This window comes from Candidatus Nanosyncoccus nanoralicus, assembly GCF_004138405.1.
Classification (GTDB): domain Bacteria; phylum Patescibacteriota; class Saccharimonadia; order Saccharimonadales; family Saccharimonadaceae; genus Nanosyncoccus; species Nanosyncoccus nanoralicus.
The window spans coordinates 21,715-47,906 of the sequence record NZ_PRLL01000001.1 but is presented as its reverse complement, the minus strand read 5'-3'; the positions used below and the strand labels follow the sequence as shown (position 1 = coordinate 47,906).

At 40.1% G+C, this 26,192-nt stretch carries 25 protein-coding genes, 2 tRNA genes and 1 pseudogene; 7 read left to right on the top strand and 21 right to left on the bottom strand.

Going from position 1 to position 26,192, the window contains the following annotated elements:
* Window positions 1-39: 39 nt before the first annotated feature.
* Both dnaK and G3KMM_RS00220 read right to left on the bottom strand, forming a co-directional pair.
* Complete coding sequence (dnaK, locus tag G3KMM_RS00225; protein ID WP_129603845.1) at window positions 40-1,932, bottom strand: molecular chaperone DnaK; 1,893 nt, start codon at window positions 1,930-1,932, stop codon at window positions 40-42.
* Between the two features lie 195 nt (window positions 1,933-2,127).
* Window positions 2,128-3,195 carry a hypothetical protein gene (locus G3KMM_RS00220; protein WP_129603842.1) on the bottom strand — a complete coding sequence of 356 codons (1,068 nt, stop codon included), beginning with the start codon at window positions 3,193-3,195 and terminating at the stop codon, window positions 2,128-2,130.
* A gap of 166 nt (window positions 3,196-3,361) precedes the next feature.
* Here G3KMM_RS00220 and G3KMM_RS00215 point away from each other — a divergent pair, with 166 nt between their 5' ends.
* The 4 genes from G3KMM_RS00215 (at window position 3,362) to G3KMM_RS00200 (ending at window position 5,917) form a co-directional block, all read left to right on the top strand.
* Window positions 3,362-4,066 (top strand): hypothetical protein, encoded by a 705-nt coding sequence (locus G3KMM_RS00215; RefSeq protein WP_129603839.1) that lies wholly within the window; start codon window positions 3,362-3,364, stop codon window positions 4,064-4,066.
* Between the two features lie 21 nt (window positions 4,067-4,087).
* Window positions 4,088-4,357, top strand: coding sequence for a hypothetical protein (locus G3KMM_RS00210; protein WP_129603836.1), 270 nt, complete (start codon window positions 4,088-4,090; stop codon window positions 4,355-4,357).
* The gene (locus G3KMM_RS00205; protein WP_129603833.1) at window positions 4,354-5,778 is read left to right on the top strand and encodes an FAD-dependent oxidoreductase; all 1,425 of its coding nucleotides are present in this window, start codon (window positions 4,354-4,356) and stop codon (window positions 5,776-5,778) included. Before G3KMM_RS00210 ends, G3KMM_RS00205 begins: the two co-directional genes overlap by 4 nt.
* A gap of 62 nt (window positions 5,779-5,840) precedes the next feature.
* Window positions 5,841-5,917: transfer RNA gene (locus G3KMM_RS00200), tRNA-Met, on the top strand.
* An 87-nt stretch (window positions 5,918-6,004) separates the two neighbouring features.
* Here the strand turns inward: G3KMM_RS00200 and G3KMM_RS00195 are convergent.
* From G3KMM_RS00195 to G3KMM_RS00160, 8 genes are all read right to left on the bottom strand, one after another.
* Window positions 6,005-7,300: a hypothetical protein gene (locus G3KMM_RS00195; protein WP_129603830.1), complete on the bottom strand. Its 1,296-nt coding sequence runs from the start codon at window positions 7,298-7,300 to the stop codon at window positions 6,005-6,007.
* A complete protein-coding gene (locus G3KMM_RS00190; protein ID WP_129603827.1) occupies window positions 7,300-8,217 on the bottom strand; it encodes a hypothetical protein in 918 nt (305 codons plus the stop codon). The genes G3KMM_RS00195 and G3KMM_RS00190 overlap by 1 nt, the downstream gene beginning before the upstream one ends.
* A 1-nt stretch (window position 8,218) precedes the next feature.
* A complete protein-coding gene (locus G3KMM_RS00185) occupies window positions 8,219-9,130 on the bottom strand; it encodes a hypothetical protein (RefSeq protein ID WP_129603824.1) in 912 nt (303 codons plus the stop codon).
* 15 nt (window positions 9,131-9,145) lie between these two features.
* On the bottom strand, window positions 9,146-10,156 hold the full coding sequence (locus G3KMM_RS00180) for a type II secretion system protein (RefSeq protein WP_164998448.1): 1,011 nt from the start codon (window positions 10,154-10,156) through the stop codon (window positions 9,146-9,148).
* Window positions 10,157-10,245: 89 nt separating this feature from the next.
* Window positions 10,246-11,133, bottom strand: a complete 888-nt coding sequence (locus G3KMM_RS00175; protein WP_129603818.1) for a hypothetical protein — start codon at window positions 11,131-11,133, stop codon at window positions 10,246-10,248.
* Window positions 11,134-11,207: 74 nt separating this feature from the next.
* The gene (locus G3KMM_RS00170; RefSeq protein ID WP_129603815.1) at window positions 11,208-11,474 is read right to left on the bottom strand and encodes a hypothetical protein; all 267 of its coding nucleotides are present in this window, start codon (window positions 11,472-11,474) and stop codon (window positions 11,208-11,210) included.
* Between the two features lie 68 nt (window positions 11,475-11,542).
* A complete protein-coding gene (locus G3KMM_RS00165; RefSeq protein ID WP_129603812.1) occupies window positions 11,543-12,370 on the bottom strand; it encodes a hypothetical protein in 828 nt (275 codons plus the stop codon).
* An 89-nt stretch (window positions 12,371-12,459) separates the two neighbouring features.
* Window positions 12,460-12,535 (bottom strand) — tRNA-Ile (locus G3KMM_RS00160).
* A 42-nt stretch (window positions 12,536-12,577) separates the two neighbouring features.
* Between G3KMM_RS00160 and G3KMM_RS00155 the strand changes: the two genes are divergently transcribed.
* Both G3KMM_RS00155 and G3KMM_RS02890 read left to right on the top strand, forming a co-directional pair.
* On the top strand, window positions 12,578-13,036 hold the full coding sequence (locus tag G3KMM_RS00155) for a hypothetical protein (RefSeq protein WP_129603809.1): 459 nt from the start codon (window positions 12,578-12,580) through the stop codon (window positions 13,034-13,036).
* 323 nt (window positions 13,037-13,359) lie between these two features.
* A complete protein-coding gene (locus G3KMM_RS02890; protein WP_129603806.1) occupies window positions 13,360-13,725 on the top strand; it encodes a hypothetical protein in 366 nt (121 codons plus the stop codon).
* 223 nt (window positions 13,726-13,948) lie between these two features.
* Here the strand turns inward: G3KMM_RS02890 and G3KMM_RS00145 are convergent, their stop codons facing one another.
* From G3KMM_RS00145 to G3KMM_RS00110, 8 genes are all read right to left on the bottom strand, one after another.
* On the bottom strand, window positions 13,949-14,155 hold the full coding sequence (locus G3KMM_RS00145; protein WP_129603803.1) for a hypothetical protein: 207 nt from the start codon (window positions 14,153-14,155) through the stop codon (window positions 13,949-13,951).
* 98 nt (window positions 14,156-14,253) lie between these two features.
* Window positions 14,254-15,006 carry a hypothetical protein gene (locus tag G3KMM_RS00140; protein WP_129603800.1) on the bottom strand — a complete coding sequence of 251 codons (753 nt, stop codon included), beginning with the start codon at window positions 15,004-15,006 and terminating at the stop codon, window positions 14,254-14,256.
* 43 nt (window positions 15,007-15,049) lie between these two features.
* Window positions 15,050-16,345: a Mur ligase domain-containing protein gene (locus tag G3KMM_RS00135; RefSeq protein WP_129603797.1), complete on the bottom strand. Its 1,296-nt coding sequence runs from the start codon at window positions 16,343-16,345 to the stop codon at window positions 15,050-15,052.
* 7 nt (window positions 16,346-16,352) lie between these two features.
* Window positions 16,353-16,772 carry a hypothetical protein gene (locus G3KMM_RS00130; protein ID WP_129603794.1) on the bottom strand — a complete coding sequence of 140 codons (420 nt, stop codon included), beginning with the start codon at window positions 16,770-16,772 and terminating at the stop codon, window positions 16,353-16,355.
* A 28-nt stretch (window positions 16,773-16,800) separates the two neighbouring features.
* On the bottom strand, window positions 16,801-17,289 hold the full coding sequence (locus G3KMM_RS00125) for a GNAT family N-acetyltransferase (protein WP_129603791.1): 489 nt from the start codon (window positions 17,287-17,289) through the stop codon (window positions 16,801-16,803).
* A 37-nt stretch (window positions 17,290-17,326) separates the two neighbouring features.
* Window positions 17,327-18,940: a phosphohexomutase domain-containing protein gene (locus tag G3KMM_RS00120; protein ID WP_129603789.1), complete on the bottom strand. Its 1,614-nt coding sequence runs from the start codon at window positions 18,938-18,940 to the stop codon at window positions 17,327-17,329.
* 34 nt (window positions 18,941-18,974) lie between these two features.
* Entirely contained in the window at window positions 18,975-19,823 is an 849-nt protein-coding gene (locus G3KMM_RS00115) for a phosphate acyltransferase (protein WP_129603787.1), read from the bottom strand.
* Window positions 19,823-20,335: a GNAT family N-acetyltransferase gene (locus tag G3KMM_RS00110; protein ID WP_129603784.1), complete on the bottom strand. Its 513-nt coding sequence runs from the start codon at window positions 20,333-20,335 to the stop codon at window positions 19,823-19,825. The genes G3KMM_RS00115 and G3KMM_RS00110 overlap by 1 nt, the downstream gene beginning before the upstream one ends.
* Before the next feature lie 176 nt (window positions 20,336-20,511).
* On the opposite strand from G3KMM_RS00110, the gene G3KMM_RS00105 reads away from it, so the two are divergent.
* Window positions 20,512-21,693 (top strand): hypothetical protein, encoded by a 1,182-nt coding sequence (locus tag G3KMM_RS00105; RefSeq protein ID WP_129603781.1) that lies wholly within the window; start codon window positions 20,512-20,514, stop codon window positions 21,691-21,693.
* Here the strand turns inward: G3KMM_RS00105 and G3KMM_RS00100 are convergent.
* The 3 genes and pseudogenes from G3KMM_RS00100 to G3KMM_RS00085 all read right to left on the bottom strand — a co-directional run bounded on the left by G3KMM_RS00100 (window position 21,690) and on the right by G3KMM_RS00085 (window position 26,094).
* Window positions 21,690-23,345 (bottom strand): O-antigen ligase family protein, encoded by a 1,656-nt coding sequence (locus tag G3KMM_RS00100; protein ID WP_129603779.1) that lies wholly within the window; start codon window positions 23,343-23,345, stop codon window positions 21,690-21,692. The two genes, G3KMM_RS00105 and G3KMM_RS00100, sit on opposite strands and share 4 nt — an antisense overlap.
* 5 nt (window positions 23,346-23,350) lie before the next feature.
* Window positions 23,351-24,814 (bottom strand): glycosyltransferase, encoded by a 1,464-nt coding sequence (locus G3KMM_RS00095; protein ID WP_129603776.1) that lies wholly within the window; start codon window positions 24,812-24,814, stop codon window positions 23,351-23,353.
* A pseudogene (locus G3KMM_RS00085) lies at window positions 24,811-26,094 on the bottom strand (exopolysaccharide biosynthesis polyprenyl glycosylphosphotransferase). Before G3KMM_RS00085 ends, G3KMM_RS00095 begins: the two are co-directional and overlap by 4 nt.
* Window positions 26,095-26,192 lie beyond the last annotated feature (98 nt).

Here is a 26,192-nt window from a genome sequence, read left to right as displayed (position 1 = left end):
CACTGGATGAATAATATATCCTAGAGAAATTGAGTAATTCTATTTATCAACAACTTCGCCTTCTACAGGTTCACCATCGGAAGTGCCTTTAGATGAATTACCGTCATTAGCAGATGAATCGGTTGAAGCGGATTGATAGAGCTTGGCACCAATAGGCATGATCTTATTGGAGAGTTCCTTTTCAGCTTCTTCATATTTAGCAGCATCAGCGGCTGTATCTTTTAATACTTCTTTGGCTTCTTCGATAGCTTTCTTAATAGTCTCCTTATCTTCGTCAGAAATCTTGTCTTTGAACTCATCTGGCATTTTTTCATTGTGATAAATAGCCTGTTCTAATTTATTTCTAGCGTCGATAGCTTCACGTTTCTTTTTGTCTTCATCTGCATGAAGTTCAGCATCTTTTTGAGCCTTTTCAATATCTTCTTTAGACATGTTGCCGGAGTTCTGGATAGTAATACTTTGCTCCTTACCAGTTCCCTTGTCACGAGCTGTAACGTTTAAAATACCGTTTGCATCAATATTGAAGGTAACTTCAATCTGTGGAACACCACGTGGGGCTGGAGCGATACCATCGAGGATGAAACGACCAAGAGATTTATTATCAGCGGCCATTTCGCGCTCACCTTGCAAAACATGGATTTCAACCTGTGGCTGGTTATCAGCAGCAGTAGAGAAAGTTTCAGACTTTGAAGTTGGGATAGTAGTGTTGCGCTCAATTAGCTTGGTAGAAACACCACCCATAGTCTCGATACCGAGAGAAAGTGGGGTAACATCGAGAAGAAGAACATCTTTGACATCACCTTGAAGTACACCGCCTTGAATGGCAGCACCAACTGCAACTACCTCATCTGGGTTAACACCCTGCATTGGTTCCTTACCAAAGAGAGCTTTAACCTTTTCAACAACGGCTGGCATACGGGTCATACCACCAACCATAACGACTTCGTTAATATCGGAAGTCTTGAGCTTGGCATCTTTAAGGGCCTTTTCGACTGGACCTGCAAGACGATCAAGAAGTGGAGCAACGAGCTCTTCCATCTTGGAGCGAGTTAGAGTGTATTCAAAGTGTTTTGGACCCTCAGAGTCAGCGGAAAGGAATGGAAGGTTGATTTCAGTTTCTTTGGCTGACGAGAGTTCCTTCTTAGCTTTTTCAGCTTCATCCTTAACGCGCTGCATGGCTGCGGCATCATTTTTGATATCGATACCAGATTCGTCTTTGAACTGATCACAGAGGAAGTTAACGATAACGTTATCAAAGTCTTCACCACCTAGATGGGTATCACCGTTCGTGGACTTTACCTCAAAGACACCGTCACCGAGCTCAAGAATGGAAACATCGAAGGTACCACCACCAAGGTCGAAGACTACAATTTTCTCTTCGCTTTTCTTTTCAAGACCATAAGCTAAGGCTGCGGCTGTAGGTTCGTTGATAATACGTTTAACCTCAAGACCAGCAATCTTACCGGCATCTTTAGTAGCTTGACGTTGAGAGTCATCGAAGTAGGCTGGAACGGTAATGATAGCTTCAGTAACCTTCTCACCTAAGAAAGCTTCGGCGTCTGCTTTAATTTTAGAGAGAATCATAGCAGAAACTTCTTCTGGAGTGTAAGTCTTACCATCCATCTCTACGGCAACACCATCACCTTTTTTCACAATCCTGTATGGCATGATGTCGAGATCTCTCTGGACTTCCTTATCTTCAAATTTACGGCCGATTAAACGCTTAATACCATAAATAGTATTTTTTGGATTAGTGACACGCTGACGCTGCGCAACTTTACCAACAAGACGTTCGCCTTTTTTAGTGACAGCGACTACTGACGGAGTAGTGCGGTCACCCTCGGCATTAGTAATTACTTCTGGTTTTCCTGCGACCATGTACGCGAAAGCAGAGTTCGTCGTACCAAGGTCAATTCCAATAATTTTACTCATTTATTACTCCTTTATATTTATTTAGCACTCATCGTTTTTAATTGCTAAGTTATTATGAGTATAGCTTATTAGCACTCTCATGTCAAGACTGCTAATTTGAGTTTTTTATGGAATTTAACAGAGTTGGATAAATTTTGAAGCCTTTTTTGTAGTAGTAATAAGTAGGCAAAACAATAGTTTTTATATCAAGTTTTGCTACTTATGAAGAAAAATTTTACGAATGATGACAAAGATTTCATTTTTAAACTGGAAGATAGCAATACCAAGACCAACCGCCGCAGAACCAGCAACCGCTGTGGTGCCGTTAAAATCTTTCTTTTGTTCTTCTTTCTTGTCGCCCAATTTTGGGACTTCTACCGGATTTGAGGCGCCCGTATTTTGATGGACTTTGCGACAGCGGTGAGTTTGCTCATTTCTTTCATAACCCTCTTTACAGGCTTTGACCTCATGAGGTTTTTCTTCACCTTTACAACGATTGGTCACAGGATTGAGAACCTTACCGGCAGGGCAAGTTTTGGGTGCGGTTGACGTGGCCACTTTATGACAACGGCCAGTTTTTGGGTTACGATATTGGTCAGCATGACAGGGCTTCTTCTGAGACTCAGCTTGAATTTTATTGCAGCGTCCAGTGATTTTATTGCGGAAGGTGCCTTCAGGACAGGTCTTTTCGGCTTGCTCGTGTTGCTTATTACAACGACCAGTAATTTTATTTAAGAAATAACCCGGCAGGCAATCTTTTGCTGGCTTCTTAGTTTGGTCGTTCTGATCTTTTGAATCAGGATGATTAGGCAAAGGATTGGTAGGCTCTTTCGGTTTTGGGTTATTTTGCGTAGATTTTTTGGGAACTGGATTCTTGTTGCAACGATTGGTTTTTACGTTTAGAAAATAGCCCTCAGGACAGGTTTTCATTTTTTGTGGGGGAAATTTCTTGCAGCGCTTAGTTTCGGGATTTAGATATTGACCACTGGGACAGGTTTTTTCTTCTTTTACAACATTTTTTCCATTTGCGTCCGAGGGTTTACTTGTAGCAAAGGTTGATGCTGGCAATATGAACAGAGAGCAGAAATTTAAAAATAGGAGAGCCGAATAGATTAAATATTTGAATTTATGTTCACGTTTATATGGAATTCTAATACGTGGTTGCGCTTCCTCAGAAATAGAGGACTGACCTTGATATATACGTGAACAGCTGCAGTGGGATGGCTGCCGTTTCTTCCCTTCTAAGCTTGTTTTTTGGCGTGGTGTTTGTGATGCTTTTTGCATAGTATTACCTCATTTAATTTCTAATGAGCTGAATGTATATTTATGAACTTCTTTTGGCAAGCATTAGCGTGATTGTTTTAATTGTAATAGATAGGAAAAAATACTTTTTGTGTTTAGCACAAGCAAGATATAATCTAGCATAAGCAAGATATGATATAATTTAAGTATGGAAGGTCTTACAATATTCTCGGCGATCGGCGTGATTGTCTTAGCTGCTTTAGCGCATGCCACTTTGCAGATGAATCTTGGGTCACTACTTCTGCTTTACCACGAAAGTTTGGGTAAACATATAAAGAAAAGAACAAAATTTTTAGTTTCTAACTATATTTTTGGAGTATTTTTTCTGGTATTAACAAGTCTGGCAGCAACAGCTTATTTTGTCTTTCTCTTTTTTGGAGCTAATCTGTCAACGATTTGTCTAGTAGTTTTAGCCGTGGTGCTTGTGGCTTTAACCCTTTGTATTTGGTTATTTTATTACCGCACTGGAAGATCAACTGAACTATGGTTACCTAAGCCAGTTGCAAAATATATTATGAAACGAGCAAAACAGACAGATAGCAATATTGAGGCCTTTGCACTGGGGCTGCTCGCAAGCTTCGCTGAAGCACCATTTTTCATCGTATTAATGTTAATTACCGCAGATAGTCTATTAAAACTCTCCATGCCATTACAGATTACAATGTTGATTTTATATACAGTAATTGCCCTGCTGCCATTAGTGATTTTAAGATTAGCCGTAAGACACGGAAAGACAGTGGTGGAGATTCAAAAATGGCGTCTTAACAATAAAAACTTTTTGAAGGCCCTATCTGGGACATTGTTCATCACCTTAGCAATCTTCCTATTGGCATTTAGAATTATTCAAAAATAAATGATAAAGAGGTGAGTGAAAATGGGAATACTTAAAAATCGTCAGGCAAAGGAGCTAGAGTTTTCGGAAAAGCAACTAATGTTAGACTTAAAAAAAGAAGCTAAGGCTTTAAATCTGGAACAAGGGACAGCAGAATTAATTGCAAAGGAAGTGACGAAAAAAGTAAGTCAATGGGTGACAGATAAAACAGCGATTACACAATCTGATCTCGACCGTAAAATTGTTGCGGAGGTAAGAAAATACAATAAGGATTTGGCATTTATTTTAGGGGAAAGGAATAAAATTATATGAAAAAATTTGATTACGACTTAGTGGTGATTGGCGGCGGCGCGGCAGGTATTGCGGGGGCAATGATGGCAGCAGCGGCAAAAAAGAAAGTAGCAATTATTGAAAAGGATTTAATTGGTGGAAATAATACGCTTTGTGCTTTTTCACAATTAATGGCCGGAAAAATCTCACAACTATTATGCCAAGCACGAGAGGGGTCAAGTGTTGGATTAAACTCTGATCAGCTGAAAATAAATCTTCCTTCAATGTACAGTGAGATACAAAATAAAACAGAGGAGTTTATTGAGGCGAAACAGAGAGAGCTAATTGAATCAAAGATTGAAGTGATTAGGAGTAGTGCAAGATTTATTTCACCTATTGAAGTGGCAACTGAGAAAAAAACTATTACGGCAAAGAAGTTCTTAATCGCAAGTGGTACAACAATGAACACTGGAGAGGTTGTTGGACTTGAAGAAACCGGTTTTGTGACACCTGCGGAATTATATTTGGGGCTACCACGGATCCCAAAAGTGGTACTAGTAATTGGCGCTGGACAGAATGGGGTGGAGGCGAGTGAGTTTCTAGCAAACCTTGGAAGCTCGGTAATTCTAATAGAAATAAATGATCGCATCTTACCGAAAGAGGACCTCGAGGCATCGAAGATTATTGAAGCTAAATTCAATCAAAAGAAAAGTATTAAGATTTTGACAGAAACTAAGGTGGTAAGTGTTGAAAATGATGGGATTCAAACTTTAGCGACTGGCAGGAAGACTAAAGTGATCAAGGCTTCACTACTTCGAGGAGGGCAGAAAAAATCCGTACGAGTAGAATGCGTAGTGTTGGCTGCTGGACAGAAACCAGAGTTAGACTTAGGGCTTGAAAATGCCAATGTAAAATATACGCCTGAAGGAATTCTAGTCTCTAATCAGATGCAAACTTCAAATAAAAATATTTTTGCAGCAGGAGGTGTGGCTACAATAAAGGAAAATAAGAAGATTAGTGATTTTCCATTCAGCTCTTACGAGAAAGATACTTACGAGGGGGCAATTGCGGCTTCAGTAGCGTTTAATGGTCGATCAAAAACTATTGTCGAAAATAATGGATTCGTACGGATGACCAATACATATCCAAAAGTAGCAAGCGTAGGAATAACTGAGGAGCAATGTGCGGCGATGGGCTTAAAATATACAAGTGCCATATCTGGATTAACACAGAAAGAGGCAACCTGGAGTCCTAGCGCAGAAGATGGATTTGTAAAAATAATTTGCAATCGTGAAAAGAAAATTCTTGGAGCAACAATTGTAGCGCCAAATGCAGAGATATTAATACAAGAGATAAGTTTAGTAATGCGAAACGGATTAACAGTGGTTGATGTAGCTGCTGCCCCACACGCTGGAATGAGTCTAGCTGAAGCCGTCAGAGTAACCGCGAGAAAATTATTATAATTAGATTTTGAGATCTGGGGTTGACAACTTAATTAAACGTCACTATAATTAAGTTGTTCTATCGCGGGGTAGAGCAGCCTGGTAGCTCGTTTGGCTCATAACCAAAAGGTCGTTGGTTCAAATCCAACCCCCGCCACCAAATTAAAGATTATAGGAGAGCAGCAATGCTCTTTTTTGGTATTTTACATAAAAAAATAGCAGGTATAGGACTGCTACTTTTTTATAGTTAGAACCGACTATAGCTTGAACTTTCGTTATAATTCTCACATTGGTCCATAGTACCATCAACAGCGGTCCAGCAGTTGACGGTGGTATAGAAAGATTTTCGGGTTTTGCTATTCTTGTCATCATTAAGCTGAATAGCAAATTCCGGATATGGGAAATAGGTATCAACAAGCTCAACGCGACTTTCGACCCGTCGATAAAGATCGTTGGCGCGACCAGTGGAGTCAACGCGAGCTTGAACGCCAGTAAAGTTGATTGATTGTCGCTTGGAATCATAGAGAGATACAGAGAAGTCGGTTTCAGGAGCGCCATATGGGAGAGTGAGGAGGAGAAAAGTGGTAGCAGGATTACGGTCAGTACTACCTCGATAAGTATTGGGAACTTCAAAGGTAGCGGAACAGAAGAAGCTTCCCTCTTGGCAGTTAACGGCAAATAGGTGATTACCATTCTTGTCGAAGGTTTCTGAGACCTCAGTAGCAGAGAAGTCGTTACGCCCCTTACTATCGTTGGTAGGTTTCAAAAAGAGCATCGCACGGTTTGTACTATTCTCACTGCTAGCAATATTAAACTCACCGAGATTAAAATTACGATCAGACTGGAAGAAGGCAGCAGAGATTAATGGAGGCGACATCGAGTGCTGGCCACTAGGGAGAAGGCCATCATTTTGATCCCAGCTAAGACCACTGCCACTGCGTTGCTGAGATACATAGTTAGTATCTGAGAACCATTTAATATTAATGTATCTGAGATTTTGAATTTGATCGGTACGAAGAGGGACGATACGAGTGCGAGTATCAGAGCTGAGAGTAGAACGATAGTCCGCGAGATCCTCTTGGATAGTAACGCAGGTATAGGCCTGTAATTTTGAGGCAGCAGAACCACCATCCTGACTTGAGTCTTTGACTTCTTGAATAGTAACACCATGTTGCTCATCGATGGTACGACCAAGTACATTAGAGACAGTACTGCAATCTTGTCGGCGAACACCATCTTGCATGGCAGCAATAATTTTACTGCAAGGATTCCCGGAGTTTACAGTATGACCCTTATTTAAGCAATCGTGATACTTTAGTAGGGCAACCTTAGCATCTTCTACGCCAGCAAGAGCAGAATCATAAGCAGATTTAGATAGGTTAGAGTTAGTAGTCTGGTTGACCTCAGAAAGAATAAGTCTTGTAAAAGCAAGGGTAATAATACTAAAGAGAATGATAGTAAAAACGGTAACGATCATGGAAGTTGCACCTTTTTTTGTACTAACTCCTTGAGCTAAGCGATATTTTTTGAAAAACAGTTTCATTATTCTCCCTTTCTATTTTGGCCAGTCGATCTCGCCGCAAAGTTAAATTTATTAATTGCACAGTAGGTAAAATCGGTCGAGAAGCCGTCAGTTGGAGGGGTCTTGCAGAATTCGCCAACACCAGTAATATCAATACTACCCCGTTCGGTAGCTAAAATAAAGGTACCAGAATAGAAAGAGTGAAGCGTAACAGAATGCTGAGTGACTGGGAAGATTACAAAATCATATAGCACAAGACGATCGTCAGATTGCTCAAGGAGCTCGGTAGAAATAGAACCTTTTAGATGAAAATCATTTCTTGTATGATCAAAATCATATTGAGCCGTTGAGGTGGTATGCATTAGTGTGTGCTGGTAACAGAGATCACGATTACTATCTTCAATTTTAAGCAATTTAAAATCTTTCTTCTCAGCACTCTGACCATCATTAAAAGTGGCGGCAGCTCCGGATACAAGTTCATAATCTTCACTGTTTAAAACATAACCAGTGTTCCATAGATAACTATGACGACCAGTACAGAATACGCCGTTGGTTGGGACATTTTGCAACAGGGAGCCACTTGACCGCAACCTAACCGTTCCGTAGTTTTGCTGATAAACATACATGCGCGCATTATCGTTTAAACACTTTTGCATTTCCGCTTTATCTGAAGCATACTCGGCACGACAGATATCAGTAAGCGCCCTTGCAGGTGCAGCAGCAATTGTACGTGAAAGATCATCTACTAAGAGACGACCGGTCGAATTAACTGCACGGATAACTAGCCCCTTATGGTAGGTCGTAGAGATATGAATAGAAATAATGGAGACCATAACCAGAAGGGAGGAAATAAAAGCAAGGCCGAGAGAGAGCTCCATAATAGTAAAGCCTTTTTTGGAGTGGTTTTTGCTGGTAGGTTTTTGAATTATTCTTCGCATACTAATCTTTTTTAATAAACTCCGGATTATAAAGACGAATAATAGTGCTGATGATTGAAGGGATATTGCGATTTGGGCCATACCAACAAGAACGAATATGAAAATCGTAGAATTCTGGAGCTTGCTGGTCAAGACCGGAGTCGTCTATAGCATCAGGATTGCTGACACCCGTGACATCACGGGTACCAATAACCCAAAGACCCTCTATACGATAAGGAGTGACAAAGGCGGGAGTGAGATATAAGTTACTACCAGAATTTGACTCATTGAGGTTGGCGGAACTGTCCGCCCCATTAGAAGCCCCAACCTGTGAAGAATTTGAAAAAACTAGACGAGGATACAAAGAAGCCTCCTGAAAGAGTGATTGATGTTCCCTTGCCGAAACAATTGTCCTATCGGGATTTTTGGGGTCTAATTTCCTAGTATTAACAATAAAGGCCTTATCGGTAAAAATATTATGAACCTCACCGGCAACATTGGCTGCATCGTAGTACTGACGACAATTCTGTTCACTGTATTTAGAAATCTTAATAGGGTTATTATTTAAACCATTCTGTACGCTAGCAAGCCGTTGCCAGAGATCACGATATTCCTGCCACTTCGTGGGGTCAATATTCTGGTCGCGGACTAACTCACGCTCTGAAAGATAGGAGTTGTGAATAAAACGAATCGCTTCGGCCTGGGCTTCGATTTCATTTCTGGCCATGGAAACCTCGAGAGTACCTTGAATGAGCGAAAGATTTCGATTCATGAGACCAATCGATACAATGGTAATGATTGAAAAAATAGTAAAACAGAAAATAATCTCAATAATAGTGTCACCACGTCGAGAAGAAGTAAGGGAGGAATCCTTAGAGAGACGATTCTTAGTCTGGGTAACCTTTAAATTTTTAGGAAAGTTTAACATATACATTACCATTATACGCCACTATTGGCAGGGATTATCATTACTATCGATATCAACTAACTGAACTGCGGAAGAGTTATTACCATCAGCTTTAATGCGGATTGGTCGACGCCTCTTGGGGGCGAGAGGAATATCATCAGAGGAAACACACAGAGTAAAATCTTGTTTATTTTGCATTCTGGAATCTTTAAGCTCGTACTCTAAGATATTAGACGTGCCAGAAACAACTTCACCAAGTGCGCCATAAAGCAGGGCGCTACTGGCATAGGGGCGGTACTGATCAAGACTAGCAGTCTCGCAGGATTGATTAGGGGCATTACGATTGAGTTTTTCGAGCAAATCACCAACATCAAAAGTTTGACCTGGCTGATCATAAGAATAAGTATGAACAGTGCCGGAAACTGGAGACCTGACGATCATGATAGCGCCACGTAATAATTCTTGATTAGCGGTTTGTTCAATTCTAGCTTGCCATTGTGGAGTATATGAGGACTCTTGTCCTGCGAAATGTACTCGACAAGAGCCTGGAGCACTTCTCAGAGTAACAACATTAGCGGCAACGGCTTTAAGTGAATTAATAGCATTATCACCGGTGGAATTTTCAATATTCATTTGACCGGTATAAACACGTCCGATAATGTCGTACATGTGAACTTTTGTACTAGGGGCGCCAGTTTCAGGATCTTTCTCGCCAAAAGTAATGAGCTTACCATAAATTGCACAGCGACTGCGACCAGGATAATTATCGGTGTCGGTATTTGTCGTAAGGCGTCCGTTTTCATCCCAGAGTGAGTTCAAGGTGCAAGAAAAACCGCTGTCTTCTGTAAATAATCTAGGATTTTGCACATTAATAGTAGCTGAGTAAGCACTACGGATATAATTTGCGAGATCTGTGTAAGAGTCTAAAAAACGCTGTCGATGAATATTGGTGGTTATAGTGCTTAGAATTGCCATTGCAAGAGCAGTGGAAATAGTTAAAACCAGCATGACTTCAATGATAGTGAAGCCAAAACGATGACGCATCTTTTGCATAGTTTTATTATACATGAGCATTTTAGGTTTTACCATAAACTTAAAGATGAAGACTACGATAAGAATGAAAAAGGGCTGGACTAGAGAGACTAAAAAGAACCGGAGCCGTAAGGAATTGATTCTAGGATTTTAGCTATAGAATTAGCTTTTTCAGTATAGCCAAGCCCCTTGTAAGCTTCGTAGGAAATACTGTAGTAGATATATTTGGTGCCGTCAAACATGTTTTCAGGAATGTAATTAAATAGTTTTTCTAAGGTCTGATTATATTGTTTGGCCGTGTTATAGATACTAAGAGAATATAGTTCAAGGAGAGCTTTTTGATCATCGTTAGTAATATTAGCAGTTTGAATTCGTTGGCTGTAATTATCAAAAGCCTTGACGGTATTCAAATTGCCAGCAGAGTCATAAGCGTCTTCTAGATAGCCCGAGCCAATAACGGTATTAATAAATTCAATAGTTTGGAATGGAGTGGCGGTTTTATTGTCAAAATTGTCAATAATTCTCTTTTCACGCTCCGCAGCCATTTCATAATCCTCCTTAAGATCATTGTAAGCTTGAGAACCTTTGGCGCATCTACAGTTCACGGAAATATAGTCAGTAGGATCAATATTGTTATTAGCTGTGCGGGTTGTGGCTTTTTCGCGAGTTATCTGCGAAACGATCAGCCAGCTGGCACCAACAATGATGGCAAGAATGAGGATTGAGGCGCCAACCGAAGATAAGATAAAGACAAGGGGGTTACTTTTTCGCCAATGACCAAGGCGTTGACGGAATGCGGCAAATTTAGCCGTACGTTCAGCTTTTTTAGCGGCCCTCATTGCAGCTCTTCGCATGCGCTTATCATTTAGTTCTACCTGTTTTTCTTGACGTTTTTTCTCTTTATCGGTCAAAGTAAAAGGATCAGCTGCAGAACCAGCTAGTGTCTGATTTGCAATATTGCTACTGTGAAAGACTTGATCATTATTGGAATTATCCATAGTACTTATGATTATAGTCTGCGTGGGGAGAAAATACAAGAAAAGACAAAACCCCCGACATGCGGGGGCAAAAATTATTTTAGCGCAACAGCTCGCGCTGAAATGGCGGCGGCAACATCATCGAGAGTTTGCTCTGAGCTGGTTAACTCAAAGGGTATACCATTATTAGATAGAATGGCACGCACCTCTGTTCTTTCCTTCTCCGAAAGATTCTTTGCCTTAAACGAGGCTAGCGACGCAAACGGGCGTGTTTTACATACACCTCGAATAAAGTGTAAATAGAAAAATTCACGAGACATTTTCTCAATAATCTCAACTCCACTTTTAAGTGCTTTAGACATATAATCACCTCCCCTAAAATGTCTAGATACTATATTATGGCATATTTATCTATATTTGTCAAAATCAATTAGCCACCGTATCGACTATTGCGTTCCTGGATAGCCTCTCTGCGTTTCACTTCAGATGAAAAAGCAATAGTGTAATAACTTTGAACTGAATAACGGTCATAGGCCATTAAATCTGCAACGGCGGGAGTTTGTTTTTCCTTTGGGCGAGCGTCACTTGGGCAGAAATTACGAAGAGTAAATGGCCTGACGTGATATTTTCTTGCCAAGTCGTTAAGTTCATTGAGGTGCTTGATCACATTATTATGAGCCATGATACGTTGTTTATCAAATTCTTTTACACCCATAGAAAAGACCCTATCTGGATCTTCATAGCGATAATCAAGATGATCTATAACAGCAAAATAGAATTCCCTGATACTATTAAGATCCTTCTCGGACTCTGGCTGTCCAGAAGACTCGATGGCTTGCTTAAGAGCAGCCGATCTTTCATGATAATAGTTCCCCGCTTGGGCTTCGATGGTTTTATAGGTTTTATACTCATCGGTTGTAAGAATCATTGCTCGCGCAGATTCGGCCATGGTTTCAAGTGTATTATCCGTTTTCTCAAGCTCATCACCTGCAAATTCAAGCTCATCAGACAGGGCGTCTTCCCATTTCTCAAATTCCTGCTGAGTCATTTTGTTACCACTAGACTCTAGATTTTGTCTGCGTAGGTCAAAATCCCTTGTGACGCTAAGAGCTGCCCGGTAAAAATCTGTGGCATAATCTGGAGCTTTCTCCGTCTCTTTCTGCCAGACCTCCTTCGCTATTTTAGCAATATCATCCCACTGGTTAGAAGTATTTTGGTTTTCGTTGATAGAGTTTCTAGATTCTAGATTTTGCACCATATTTTTCTCGCTTATAGAATATATTGTAACACTTTATAATATTAAACTGCTTATGCTAAACAAAAAACGACCAGAAGTCGTTTTAAAATTGGTGGGGGCGGTTGGGCTCGAACCAACGACCAAGCGGTTATGAGCCGCCTGCTCTAACCCCTGAGCTACGCCCCCAGGTTGTTATTAATTTTATCACAAACTGATATAATAAGATATATGGGTGTGCGCTCGAAAAAGGAACAATTCAGGATACGTTTTAACCGTTTACGTTTTTGGTTAAAAACTGAGGTCTTAGATTTTAATAATATTTTGCTACTCTCTATTCCATTGCTTTTCTCAGCGCTTTTAATTGCTTCGGTTGGCTCAATTGCTAAAAACTGGGAGTTGCAGCAACAAATGAACGCCAAGCAGACAGAGATGGAGCTACTCCAACTTGATGTAAATAAGACAAAATTAGAAAATCAGTATTATGCGTCTGATGAATACCAGGAGCTGGAGGCACGTAAATTGCTGAGGAAGCAATTACCAGGGGAGGTGATGATTGATTTGCCGAATAATAGTGAAATTGCAAAGAATAAACATCCAAAACTTACCCTTGATGAAAGAATAGAGGCAAGAAAATTATCGAATTTTGAGCAGTGGTTGGAATTCTTATTTGGCTCCGCTAAAAGCTAGCTGTTGTTTTACATTCTATTAAAAAATGTTATAATAAGATTGATGTAGGAGTGGCTTAAAAATCCCGCAATAGGGCGGGGGCCATAACATAGTTTTTTAAAAGGAGGATAGAAATGACTATGTTAAGTAATATTTTCAAAGGCCTAGTTGCGATAGCTTTAGTAATTTTTTTTTCAGTGCCGACTAGTTCGGCAAAAGCAGCGTACAGTAGTTGTCAGTGCAGTTGCAATTGTAATTGCAACTGTAATAGTGGGACCTGTAATAAGGCTAGTGGAAACGCTAGTAATCAGATCCAGCCTGCTGGAGAAAAAGAAAAGGCTGTCATGGCTGAGACAAAGAGGGTAACCGACGCTCATATTAGAGAAGATAACCGTAAGCAGTATAGCGGTTATAAGATGCAACTTGCGGACGCCCTCGAGAGCTCTGCCAAGAATTCTGGGTTTACGGTAGTAACTAAGACCTGGAAGGCAACCGGTGGAAACTACGATGTCGTGCAGCAGGAATTCTCGCGTAACAACTGGACTTTAAAAATCCAGTACCGTTACAATAACGGATTCCTGGACAGCTGCCATCCAGTATGGCTAGCGCACAATGGCACACCTCTTAACTCTGGTGAAGAGTGGGACGGTTGGGCTTGGTCCAGTTCGCAAACAATTTACGAGCTCTTAGATATGCTGTCTAAATTATAATAGAGTTCACTTTTAGAAACGGGGAGGTGATAGACTAAACGAGTTATTGGCTGTTCTTTTCAGGGCTGGCTTTTGCCAGTCCATTTTTTATGCAAAAAATAGATTGATGCGCGGATCCAAAAAACCATAGATACAAAAAATACCAGGTATAGACCTGGTATTTTCATGTTTGTTATAAGATTTTAGTGTTTGATTACTAAATTAGCTAACCTTAATCTCGAAATTATTTCTTCTTAGAAAGGGTAAGGAAACCGTTGCGTGGGTTTTCGTTAACAACGCGATCTTCAGGAAGATCAACTGGAGTACCCTTTGGATTATTCTCAGTTTTAGTGAAGAAATAAATAGTCTGAGGCTTGCCACCACGGAGGGTAACCTCAGATTTATGTAGATAATAGGTGATGCCTTTACTGTTAGTGTGACTGTAGGCCATTTTTCCTCCTTTAATTGATATAGTCTTATCTTATGGTAGGGGGATTAATCTGTCAAGGGGTTTTAAGGTATTTTTATAGAGGTGAAAATTTTAATGTTTTATTTGATAAAAATAATGGCAATACGAAGAATTAAAAATCCAATAAAACGAAGTAAAATGAGAATAAAAATCAGAAGACAGAGAAGAACGGAAAAGCCAGCAAGGTTGGGCGCCCAGACGGGGGAAGAAAAATCATAGCGATAAAGAGAAGTTGGCGGAATATTCGCCGCGAGAGAGGTGGTGAGCTGATCGGTTGAGGGATAACTATTGATAACTCCGGTCATACAGTTAAGGTAGCCAGGACTATTCCAGGCCCAACCGTGAGCAATAGCCTGTGGCTTACAGATTTCCATTGCCTTGGCAAAAATATTGCCATTTGGATTATTATCGCCAGTTTGCTTTAGTTGATTCTCTGCTTCAGCTAGAGCAGCAGTGGCCTTACGGTTATACTGATTTTCTAAATAAAAAGGGCCCGTACCAAAAGTTAGGACATTACGACCATTTTTTTCGATGAAATTAATGATGATGTGAGATTCGGTATATTGTTTTAAATTGGTTAGAGTAGTTTTTAGATTCTGATCAATTTCCTCCTGAGAGGTGATTTCCTTGCCGTCAGCGGTTTTTCCCTGATCCGCCTGAAGAACTTTATTTTTTAAATCATGCATCTTGAGGTGATCAAAACGCAAAAAGGTTGCGGTTAAAAAAAGTAGAGGGATGAGGGCCAGCAGGAGCTGCCAGGTCTTAATCTGCTTAAAAAGCTGAGAAAGACGACCCTTCTCCTCCTGATGTTCCTTCTTAATAAAACCACCCATAAACGTTTTAATTATAGCATAACAGAAAAGCTGGCGGAGAGGTCTAGGCTAGACTATCACGGAACCACTGATCAGCGGGACCGGCGGACATAAGAATAACCAGGTAGTTATCCTGAAGAAGAGATTTTAGTTTTAATCTAAGTTGATCGTCAAGGTTGGCAGAGGTGGCGATCTCAGGATTTTTGAGAGTGGCAATAAAGTCGGCTGGGGTGTAGATTTTTAGGCCAGGATTTTCGCGCGTGAGATAAGTTGGGAGCCAAAAAAGCTGATCGACACCAAGAAAAACGTCCTGATAAAGAGAGAAAACTTCGTGTTGGCGAGTATTTTGATGAGGCTGATAAACGACGACTACACCATTTTTACCAAGATTCTTAGCCTCTTCTTTGGCGATCTCAACAGTGGCGCGGATTTCTTCCGGGTGATGCGCATAGTCAGAATAGAGTCCGTCGGCGAGACGCTCAAAACGGCGACCAACGCCTGGGAACTGATTAAGAATGTCGATAATTTGCTGATCAGAGACTTGATGAGAGTTTGGTTGATCCGCCAAGATCTGTTTAATAGCGTAGAAGACTAAGTTCGCATCTTCGCGACGAGCAGCGCCAGCGAGAGTAAGGCGAGGATCTGGAGTTTCTAAAACCTGGAATGACTGAGATGAGAGCTGAGAAAGATCCGAAGGGGCGGCAGCCGGATTTGCAAAGATGAGAGATTGGCTCTTTTTTTCAAATTGAAGAAAAGCCTGTTGATAATCAGATTCAGAGGGGTAGATATCAGGATGATCATATGAAACAAAAGTGATCAGAGAGAGCCAGGGCTGGTAGTGGAGAAAATTACGATCATATTCGTCGGCTTCGTAGATGAAATATTGATCGTTTTTTTGATAGGAGCCAGAAGGAGCGAAATTTAAAGTGGAGCCCACAATGTAAGCGGCGGGAAGTTGAAGATTTTTGGCAGCCCAAATTAACATGGCCGTTGTAGTAGTTTTTCCGTGAGTACCTGCGACGGCAATCATTTTGAGATTGAGCTCTTTAACTAGAGTGGCGGTCAGCTCGTCGCGTTTAGAGATTTTAAGGCCGAGGGATTTAGCGAGCTGTAATTCTGGATGATCTTCGGGAAGAGCGGAGGTATGAACAAACCAATCGAGATGATACTTCTCGTGAACTTTTTGAAGATATTGGCCATCTTGCGCGCCAACAGCGAAAGGAATTTGTGCCTGATCGAGTTCATTTGAAATAGCCCCACGTTGTTGATCGGAGCCAAAAACTTGATAGCCAGCATTTTTTGCCATGAGAGCGAGCGGCCCCATGCCGGTACCAGAGATGCCAGAAATATAGATATTCATAGGTATATTATAATTGAAAATTGATTTTAACTAAAAATATTTCGTCCGAAAATACTGGATGGTATTGCTTAGTTCTAGCATATTTATTGAAATATATATAGCTAATCACATCGTTGTTTTTTTCGGAAGAAATTGGGAGAACTTCAAATGTATGATCAGTTAAACTTTTATCATTGCTTTTAATAAAAAAGCTAAGTGGCTCAACGGAATTGTCGGCTTCTCCAATAAAATCGTAGCCATACAATATGTATTCTTCTTTATTAAAGATAAAGGGGATTTTCCAGAAATTAGTTGCGATGTAGGTGAAGACTGCTTGATCACTAATTATTTTTTTATTCTTACAATTTAGAAAACATGGCAGCACTTTATTATTAAGAAAATTAATAGCAAGAAGATTATTGTGAGACTTATCTTGTTCTGAAGCCATTGATGCCTTTCTAAATCTTCAAGATAAATCAGTTATCTAACTTTTTGCGGAAAAAGTTGGTGTCGTAGGTTGCCGCACCGTGGTCCCTATAGAATTGCTGGGCAGCCTCGCGGCCTTGACCACAGGTGAACTCAAGATTTTTACAGCCTTTTTCCCTTGCCCAATCTTCGTAAGCGTTAAATAAGAGGTTTCCTATACCTTTGCCACGAGCTGATTGGTCTACGACAAAATCTTCAAGATAGGCATTTTTACCAATGCCGGCACCAAAAATTACAGAAACTGAGGCCATACCAAGAATCTGCTCGGGGAGAACAGGGTGGTCTTGTTTAACATTGCCATCTTTCGCAGATTCAACTGCAAGAAGTAAGTCATGCCAAGGAGAAGAAATGAGTTGCTCGAACCATTGTTGCGGAATTTCACCCTTATCTTTGCCACTACGTGAAAGTTGGATGAGCAATTGACGAATTCTGTCGGCGACTATTTTATTATATTCTGTAACTGCAATAATCTTGATCATATTTTTCCTTTACGATTAAGTAATAAAACTAAGTTAACTAGAGAGAAGATTCAAGTGCTTGTAAATCAGCAGCAATTGCTAGAGCTTTTTGATTGATCTTATCAGGGTCGTCACCCCAAATAGTAATACGCACGAGTTCCTCGGTGCCACTGGCACGAATATTGAGACTCCAGCCGAGAGAGTTGAGTTCGGCAGTTTTCTGATTAATAAATTCTTCGGCAAGCGGCATATGATTACGGAAGGCTTGTTTAAGGGAAGGGCTGACTGTTTGATTTTTGATTGCCTGAGGAAGCTTTTGCAAGGAAGAACAGATAGAAGACAGGGAAACTTCTTGAGGAGCTTTTTGGGTAGTCGATTCTTTACCCTGCTCCTGTTTTTTGGCGTCTTGCATAGCTTCATAATCTAGGATAAGTTGATCTTCATGCTGCCTTCTTCTTAATGTCTCGCTATAAATTTTGGAGATAACTAGGGCAGTGAGAACTCCATCACCCATGGATTCGCCTGGCAAAATAATATGCCCACTCTGTTCGCCACCAAGAAGAATCCCCTCCTCACGCATTTTGGCGGAAACATTCTGATCGCCAACATCTGTCATAACAAGCTCGATGCCGGTATCCTTAGACCAGTTCAAGAGACCCTTATTTGCCATAATGGTAATAGCAACCTTCGGCAGACCTAGGTAACCAGCAATGCAGGCAATCATATCGTCGCCGTCAATGACAGTGCCGTTCTTATCAACCATTAGGCAGCGATCGCCATCACCATCGAAAGCGGCGCCAAAATCAAGCTGATGCCCTTTTACTAATTGAATTAGAGAATCAAGATGAGTACTACCGCAAGACTGGTTAATCGTCTCGCCATAGCTAGGGTCGCTATGAATAACCTCTACCTGAGCGCCAAAGTGTTCAAAGATTTCACGGGCAGTGACACTAGTAGCTCCATTGGCACAGTCGAGACCAATTTTTAATTCCGAAAAATCAGGTTTTTCACGCTGCGAAAGTGTGGATGGACCAAAACTTGAGAGATAGTCTTTGAGATGGTCAAGATAAATATCCCTGGCTTGTTGATGAAGATCTTCGGCATATTCAACGGAACCAACATCGAAGCCAGTTTCATTTTCAAGAGCATTCTCGATAGCCTGAACACCAGCTTGACTTAATTTAACGCCATAAGGATATTTTTTAACAAAGGAAGAAAGATCTTTACCGCTTGTGGTTGTACCGGTACCTTTAAAACCGATACCACCTGGCATGACTGCCTCAAGACCACCGATCGAATCACCACGCTCAAAAATTTTAACACCATTATCGGAAGCAGGATTATGGGAGGCGGTAACATCAATAGCAAGATCGTAGCCCATCTGATAAAAAGCGTAATTAATAGCAGGAGTGGGAAGAACACCGACACTACCGTGGTCAATGCCAACGGTCTCAAGTGCTTCCTCAAAATAGCGGAGAATCCACTCTGTAGATTCCCTAGTGTCACCACCAAGCAGAACCTTCACTGGACGCTCCATACCGTCAGCGGTTTCACGAGCATTACCTAGATAACGAACAATGCCGAGGGTGATAGCCTGGATAAAACCAGGAGTGAAGGCATCTGCTTTCTGGCGGATTCCGTCTGTGCCGAAATATTTAATCTTACCCTTCATAATCTCCTTTCTATTGGTTTATCATAACACGATTTTAGCTGACGAGAGCTAACTCAGCTTCGATGACCGAAACAATATCAAGAACGGTACTGCCGCGGGATAGGTCGGAGACTGGGGCATTGAAACCTTGGAGAATTGGGCCGGCAGCAGTGAAATTACCAAATTGTTCCATGGCTTTATAGAGGATATTGCCAGAATTGAGGTCTGGGACAATTAAGACATTGGCGTAACCAGCTACAGGGGAGTTTGGAGCCTTTTTCTCGCCGATACGGGGATTGATCGCGGCATCAAGCTGCATTTCTCCGTCAATTAGAATTTTAGGATGAGTTTCCCTAACCTTTTCCACGACAGCTTGTGCAAGCGAAATAGTTTCATCTCTGCCACCAGAACCGAGAGTAGAGAAGCTTAGCATAGCGATACGGGGAGTGAGGAAATTATTTAATGCCGAATCAGTAGATTCATAGTTTAGGTATTTAAAATATTTAGCGGCAGTCTCGTGAGTTTGGAGAGTAATATCATAAAGCTGGTCGAAGTTCGGATGTTTACAAGCGGCAGCGTCACCAAGAATAAAAACAGATTGTCCGAGAGGGGTGGCTTTATTTTCTTTAGTAAAAATGAAGCTAGCAGAGAAAGTTGGCTTTTCAAGCTGGCGAGGGTTTTTGACACCAATAATATCGCGGGCAGCGAGAATGACTTCTCGAGAGGTATAATCGATACCAGCAATCATCGCATCGGCGACACCAGCTTTAACGGCGGCACAGGCATGCTCAAGATTATCGGCACCGACAGCTTCAAAATCGGAAAATTTTTCTTTAGCGATCTTGATAGCTTCTTGAATATAGGGGTTGGTAAACTCCGGGAAAACGATTCTTCTTTGTGACATTATTTAACTCCTTCTTTTAATATGCTAAAGAGAAATTCATCGTGAATCTGATTATTTTTAAAGAAGGAATTTCTAGCGATACCCTCTTTTATAAAACCATTTTTCTCTAAAACTCGTTGGGAAGCAATATTCTCGGCAAAAGTGTATGCTGAAATGCGAATAATGTCTAATCGATTAAAAGAAAGTAGCAAAATTTGTCGAACGGCTTCAGTCATGATTCCTCGAGAACAAAATTCTTTACCTAGGTAATAACCTAGTTCAGAATCTTTTTTTCGAATATCTTTCTTCTTAACAACTGATATATTACCAACTATTTTTCCGTCATTAAGAATGGCACGATAAATTCCAGTTTGTCCTTCACTCTGATTAGCTATTGCAATATATTCTTTAGCATCTTCAAGATGATATGGATTTGGAATAGTATCGCTTAGATAAGTGCGGTCTATATGGTTGCAGATGTGGACTAATGCTTCATAATCTTGATCAGTCCATGGGCGAAGTTCAACTGACATTATTTCTCCTTTTAGGATGATTATATCATTTAAAAATGTCGCGTAGTGTTTTAATACATTTAAGGATTTAGAAATAAAACCATTTAAAAAATAAATAAATTAACTTATTTCAAATATGAAATTCTATTATGCTAAGATAATGTAAAGAAGCAAATAAGGATTTATAGAGAAATGTTATGGAAATTCAGCAAAAAGAACTGATGAAAATTATTAAACATTATCGGATACATAATAAGGTAAGTTTCATAGGTTTTCATGCAGTTGAGCCAGATACGACTTGGTATTTTTTCCGCGCAAAGAATGATGATTTTTACATCCTGGAAGCATCAGATTATGTCGTATGGGTATGTGGTAATGGAGAACCACCTAAGTATTTGCAAGCAGATTATTATAAGGATTTTTCCTACTCATTTAAGGTAAAGAGGTGGTTAACAAGTCATAACGGTTTAGATAAAACAGATGAATCTGGTGATTATGAGGGTTATCTTTATTGGGCTAGTAATGGCGATCGTTGTGTAATGGCAAAAATTAAAGGTAAATTTTCAGATTATAAAATTATGAACCTTATCAGCAAAATTCCACCACATAGTGAACTCGAGCTTGCAATATTTGAAAAGAGACAAATATCTTGCGAATTTGTTTCGGGAGTACCTCGTCCAGCAGATCAAGACATTAATATTTTGACAAAGAAAATTCAAGAATTGATCCAAAAAGAAGTATTAGAACTAGCACAAAAAATTATTAATACTGATCAAAGGGATTTATCAGAGGAAGATTTGTCCAAATGTAATTATGATTTATTTCAGTATGTACAAATTTGGTCTGAAAATAATGGAGACAAATTTGAGGAAAATATTTTGGTAGAGTTAAATAACCAAAGTTGGTTAGCATTGTGTGAAAAAAGAGATTTTCCCTCGTTATTTGAAGAGCGAAATGCTTTAGTCTTTCTTTTCAAAAGGTACTGGCATTTGATTAAAAAAATACCTGGACCAAAGTTTCTGCCAAGAAAAGTATTATATTTATTACTACAAAAATTTGAGTTAAGGTCTAGCGGCGAATTGTCTTTTAAAACAATGAAGGGGTATGCAGAAGATTGTAAAATTTATTTATTTGAAGATGAATTAGAATGTAACTTTTACTTAATCTGTCGAAATATTGAACAAACTAATATCGATCAGGAGAAAACTTTACTTCAACAAGACTTCAATATTAATATTGCACAGTTTTATCACTTAAAAAATGATCGTGAAAAATATTACTATATCTGCGATGCATCAGAGATAGTAGTTGATCCTAATTCTAATAATGCCAATAATGATGAAAAATATTATTTTTCAGTAGCTAGAGAAGAATTTTAAAGAAGGAAGAGAAGCGGGGTTAGAAGATAAATATGAAGAGCATTGGGGAGCCCCGAAAAAAAGCAGAGAGTAAGAGCAAAAGAAAGAGCAAGAACGCGTCCATAAATTGATATTTTTTCATGATTCTTATTATGTAATTTATAAGTTAGAACGAATAAAATAGCGGCACAAATAATCATAACAACACCACAGATGCCTTGTTCATAGAGGATGGCGAGGTATTCGTTTTGGATGATTTCTTTGGGGCTACCAAGTTCAGGAAATTCTTGATACAACGTTAGGCCAGCAGCGCCAAGACCGACACCGGCGAGCATACGCCTAAGTGAAGTTCGCCAGGAAGAGAGAGCGAGGCGGTTGAGATTTAGACGAATATTGGTTGATTCTTCAATATAGCTGGTGAACTGAGGGGCTTTTTGAACTGAGGCGGCAGCGTCGGTATTCAAGTCTGATAAATGTAGTTTATTGGATTCGTGAGTTTTGTGGGCCTCGTGGGTCTCGTGAGATTCGTGAGATTTATTATTTTCATTGGTTTTATGAAGCACTTTAGTAAGGTCAATACGCCCTAGGGAAAGCTGGCTGACGGAAGTAGAAACTCCATCAAGGAAAGTATGACTGGTTGGACCGAGTTCGGTGAATAAACCCTGAGCCGACAACGTAAAGAAGAATGGCAGAAAAACTACTACAGAAAAGATGAGTGGCTGGCGGAATAGAATCTCCCGTCTGCAAGATTTTTGTTTGATAAGTTTGACAATTTGATAGATAAATAAAACAAAAACGCTAACCCAGAAAGAGAAAATAGCGCCGCGAGAAAGGGTAAGATAGAGGGTGGCGATTAAAAAGAGAGGAAGACCAAAACGAAGAAAGTGGCCAAGTTTTGAAGCTGGGTAGGGGTCGGAATTTAGTTTGCTTAAGTGATTTTTTGGTCCCTCAAGGAGATAAAAAAGACTGAGAAAAATTGGGGCAAGGAGGAGATTTGCCATAAACTGCGACTCGATGGCAAAACCGTTTGGATGAGGGAATCCAAAGACTGTTGATATGCAACCTTTACACAAAAATGTAGCTTCGCGAGGGGCGCCAGTGATGTCCAAGATTGATTGAAGCCAGCAAAAAGCTGAAGCAAGAGTGCCGGCAATAAGAAGATTTTTATTGAAACTTTTCCCTATTTGAGTTTTATATTGTGAAATATTTTGAAGAATTGTCAATAGGGAAAGGCAGATACACCAGATGACGCCAGAGGTAAGAATGGCGCGCAAAAAATTAGGCGAGCCAATGCTATTAACAGTAACAAAGAATGGGTATATTAACGTAAAAAGACGAAGAAAATGGGGGTAGAGTTTATCTGTTTTATGACGAGAAGAGGGACGAGATGTCTTATTAACGAGAGATTTGGTTTTAATGACGATTCTAAGGGAATAAATATAGAGGCGAAAATTTTCAGGGAGAGAGAGGATGGCAAAAATTAGGAGCCAGAGTAGCGGAATGGATAATTCAAAATTGGTGGTAGATGTAGAAAAAATCGGAATGACGGGATGGTAAGAAAAAAATAAACAGAAAGGCAAACAGAGAAGCATGACTTTCTGGATTTTAGAAAGAGAGGGGGTGACGGAACCTAAGGATTTTGAATTGATTTTATTGGTAGATTTTTTTGTCATCAAGATTACCTTTCTTGATTAGTATGTTCTTGCTGAAATTGCACTTCTGTCGCCGAGATGGTCTGTGCGAGATAAGCTTCTAATTGTTCCTTAAAATGGAGGTTTGAGAATTTTTCAGCGGTTTTAGAAATTTCCAGAGGCGAAAGGAGGGAAGAGTGGGATGTTTGATTTTCTTGTGAGGCTTTTTGGAGAGCTATCTTGCTATCAGCAGATATCTGAGAGAGTTGATTAAACTTTTTTATCGCAGAAACAAGGGAATTGACGGTTTGCGACTCAAAAAAGAGGCCATTTTTACCGTCTTTTATGTAGTCTTTGGCGCCACCTTTGTTAAAAGCAATAACTGGACAGCCAGCAGCGAGAGCTTCAACTGGAGCGATACCGAAAGGCTCTTCTGATGGAAAAATGAAGGCTTTGGCATTTTTCAAATATTCTTTAAGTTCTGATTGCGGAAGAGTAGAATGAAGCGTGATTAAATCGGAGTGAGTTTTGCTAAGTTGAAGCAGTTTTTGATGCTCAGGGCCATCACCGATTAAAACCAGCGGCTGTTTTGACTCGATGCAGGCACTAATTGCAAGGTCGAGCCGCTTCCAGCCAACTTGTCGTGAAAAGTTGATAAAGTACTGACCGTTGTTTGGGGAGTTTTCCACAAGTTTAATTTGATTTTCATTTAATTTTGTGGTGTGATAAATATTTTGTTCAATTTGACTTTTTGTAGTTTTTATTGTTTCGTGTGATTTTTGGTTTATTTGACTTTTCTTATTTTTATGTTGTTCTATTATTTGACAATTCCCTTGTCTGATGTTTTTATATTCTGCGACCTCTGAGAAATTGACAGTATTTACTGGTGGAAAAATAACTTTTGCTTCCCTCTTATAGAATTTTTTAATTTCATTTTTAGCAAAATCGGAAATTGTAATATAAAAATCTGGACGTGCGGCTGCTTCAAGGTCTTTTTTTCTGAGTCTTGGTAAAAGTAATTTAAAAATAGGACGAACGATAATATTTAGCGGACCGAAGCCTGGATCTTTTTGATATTCTTCACTTTTACCCCAGTAATATTGGGTAGGTACATGACAGTAACAAAAATGTGTACCTGGACGAGTTTTAACATATTTAGCATCACAACCGGAGACAGAAATAACCAGATCATACGCGGTTAGATCGAGGTTTTTGAAATAGCTTTGACGAAGTGGAGCGATAAAGCGCCTAGTGAAGGCTGGTAAAAAATTTAGCCAACCAGTTTTAACTTCGGCACCTTTAAACCAATCAATCTTCTTAGGGCGATATTGAGAAGTATAAATAGGGGCGTGAGGAAATAAATGATGAATTTCACGGAGAACCTGTTCGGCACCGCCAACAACAGTGAGCCAATCGCAGACAAGGGCAACTTTTAGATTACGATCTTTGAATTGATGAGCGAAATCATGATGGGATCCTTTGGGATTGCGATTAGAGGGCGCTGACATCATTTGGCGCCTTTACGAATTAGAACTGCTTTAATGGTACGTAAAATGATCTGAAGATCAAAGAGAACGGACCAGTTTTGGATGTAATAGAGATCAAGAGCGCGACGTTCGTCAAAACTGATAGAGCGACGTCCGGAGACCTGTGCGAGACCGGTGAGGCCAGATTTGACAGTTAGAAGGAGTGAACGATCGCCATAGTTTCTGAGCTCGCCGGGGACAAGTGCGCGAGGACCAACAAGAGAAATGTCACCCTTTACTACATTGATGAGTTGGGGTAATTCATCAAGTTAGGTGGCGCGAATAAATCTGCCGATTTTTGTAATACGAGGATCATGTTCAAGAAAATCACCATTATCACGGTACTCTTTGCTAAGCCTTTCTGCGTCTTTGATCTTCCCTTCTTGTTCCATTTTGTGGAAGGCAGCTTCCGGACTCATGCCACAATAATTGATTTTCATACTGCGAAATTTATGGATTTTTACTTTTTGATTGAAGCGACTAAGTCGAATTTCAGAATAAATAGCATGGGCTCTCGGGGTAGATAATTTAATTAGAAGCCAAATGATAAGCATGACCGGTGAAGCGAGGAGAAGAAGAAGGGTACCTAGAATAAGATCCATGAGACGCTTAGCAACCTTAGCGCTACCAACAAGTGGGGTTGCTTTAACCATAATCACTGGAGTGCTACCGATGAGTTCCAGTTCCCCCATGGAAGTTGAAAGGGTAGTTTCAGATGGAGTAAAGTAATAATGGAGGTGATGGTTAATAGACTGACGATAGACATATTCGGTTTGTTTCTCATCGGTTTGAAAAATTACATCCGCTTCACATTTCTTAAGAGCCTCTTTTAGCGAGGAGTATTGAAGCTTCTTACGATATTCTTTGGGAATAAATTGATTCCCTGCTACAACACCGACTACACGATAACCTTCTTCAGGGTAATCAAGCATTTGTGAAATTAGACGAGAGGTTGCCTTGGTATTACCGATAATAATAGCGCGAAGCGAACCAATGCGCTGTTGTAAAATAATTCGACGGATAACCTTGAGAAAGAAACGGACAATAGTGAGCGAAAAGAAGCAGATAACCATTGCATAAAAAGCAATGAGACGAACTGGAAATAAGTCTCCTTCAAGGAAGAAATCAAAGCTGATTAAAAACATAACGCCAATAACAGAGGCGGCAAGGAGGCGCGAGGTTTCATGCCAATGAGAACGCCCTAGGAAGATCTTTTTATTATAGAGGCCGAGAATCGCTAAAATAATTAGCCAGACTGGCACCATGACGGCAACGGAAAAGGTAAATTTGAGCGGATCGGAGACGAAGTAGTATGGACGACTGTCAATTTTTGTACGAATTAAATAGGCGAACAGAAAAGAGG

What these genes read in the sequence shown, in the direction of transcription:
- G3KMM_RS00115 (WP_129603787.1), bottom strand. Translation starts at nt 19,823, where the DNA reads ATGTCACAAAGAAGAATCGTTTTCCCGGAGTTTACCAACCCCTATATT.
- G3KMM_RS00190 (WP_129603827.1), bottom strand. Translation starts at nt 8,217, where the DNA reads ATGCGAAGAATAATTCAAAAACCTACCAGCAAAAACCACTCCAAAAAA.
- G3KMM_RS00100 (WP_129603779.1), bottom strand. Translation starts at nt 23,345, where the DNA reads ATGACAAAAAAATCTACCAATAAAATCAATTCAAAATCCTTAGGTTCC.
- G3KMM_RS02890 (WP_129603806.1), top strand. Translation starts at nt 13,360, where the DNA reads ATGGCTGAGACAAAGAGGGTAACCGACGCTCATATTAGAGAAGATAAC.
- G3KMM_RS00180 (WP_164998448.1), bottom strand. Translation starts at nt 10,156, where the DNA reads ATGCAAAAGATGCGTCATCGTTTTGGCTTCACTATCATTGAAGTCATG.
- G3KMM_RS00105 (WP_129603781.1), top strand. Translation starts at nt 20,512, where the DNA reads ATGGAAATTCAGCAAAAAGAACTGATGAAAATTATTAAACATTATCGG.
- G3KMM_RS00095 (WP_129603776.1), bottom strand. Translation starts at nt 24,814, where the DNA reads ATGATGTCAGCGCCCTCTAATCGCAATCCCAAAGGATCCCATCATGAT.
- dnaK (WP_129603845.1), bottom strand. Translation starts at nt 1,932, where the DNA reads ATGAGTAAAATTATTGGAATTGACCTTGGTACGACGAACTCTGCTTTC.
- G3KMM_RS00210 (WP_129603836.1), top strand. Translation starts at nt 4,088, where the DNA reads ATGGGAATACTTAAAAATCGTCAGGCAAAGGAGCTAGAGTTTTCGGAA.
- G3KMM_RS00110 (WP_129603784.1), bottom strand. Translation starts at nt 20,335, where the DNA reads ATGTCAGTTGAACTTCGCCCATGGACTGATCAAGATTATGAAGCATTA.
- G3KMM_RS00165 (WP_129603812.1), bottom strand. Translation starts at nt 12,370, where the DNA reads ATGGTGCAAAATCTAGAATCTAGAAACTCTATCAACGAAAACCAAAAT.
- G3KMM_RS00125 (WP_129603791.1), bottom strand. Translation starts at nt 17,289, where the DNA reads ATGATCAAGATTATTGCAGTTACAGAATATAATAAAATAGTCGCCGAC.
- G3KMM_RS00130 (WP_129603794.1), bottom strand. Translation starts at nt 16,772, where the DNA reads ATGGCTTCAGAACAAGATAAGTCTCACAATAATCTTCTTGCTATTAAT.
- G3KMM_RS00185 (WP_129603824.1), bottom strand. Translation starts at nt 9,130, where the DNA reads ATGTATATGTTAAACTTTCCTAAAAATTTAAAGGTTACCCAGACTAAG.
- G3KMM_RS00220 (WP_129603842.1), bottom strand. Translation starts at nt 3,195, where the DNA reads ATGCAAAAAGCATCACAAACACCACGCCAAAAAACAAGCTTAGAAGGG.
- G3KMM_RS00215 (WP_129603839.1), top strand. Translation starts at nt 3,362, where the DNA reads ATGGAAGGTCTTACAATATTCTCGGCGATCGGCGTGATTGTCTTAGCT.
- G3KMM_RS00140 (WP_129603800.1), bottom strand. Translation starts at nt 15,006, where the DNA reads ATGGGTGGTTTTATTAAGAAGGAACATCAGGAGGAGAAGGGTCGTCTT.
- G3KMM_RS00175 (WP_129603818.1), bottom strand. Translation starts at nt 11,133, where the DNA reads ATGGATAATTCCAATAATGATCAAGTCTTTCACAGTAGCAATATTGCA.
- G3KMM_RS00195 (WP_129603830.1), bottom strand. Translation starts at nt 7,300, where the DNA reads ATGAAACTGTTTTTCAAAAAATATCGCTTAGCTCAAGGAGTTAGTACA.
- G3KMM_RS00170 (WP_129603815.1), bottom strand. Translation starts at nt 11,474, where the DNA reads ATGTCTAAAGCACTTAAAAGTGGAGTTGAGATTATTGAGAAAATGTCT.
- G3KMM_RS00205 (WP_129603833.1), top strand. Translation starts at nt 4,354, where the DNA reads ATGAAAAAATTTGATTACGACTTAGTGGTGATTGGCGGCGGCGCGGCA.
- G3KMM_RS00145 (WP_129603803.1), bottom strand. Translation starts at nt 14,155, where the DNA reads ATGGCCTACAGTCACACTAACAGTAAAGGCATCACCTATTATCTACAT.
- G3KMM_RS00155 (WP_129603809.1), top strand. Translation starts at nt 12,578, where the DNA reads ATGGGTGTGCGCTCGAAAAAGGAACAATTCAGGATACGTTTTAACCGT.
- G3KMM_RS00135 (WP_129603797.1), bottom strand. Translation starts at nt 16,345, where the DNA reads ATGAATATCTATATTTCTGGCATCTCTGGTACCGGCATGGGGCCGCTC.
- G3KMM_RS00120 (WP_129603789.1), bottom strand. Translation starts at nt 18,940, where the DNA reads ATGAAGGGTAAGATTAAATATTTCGGCACAGACGGAATCCGCCAGAAA.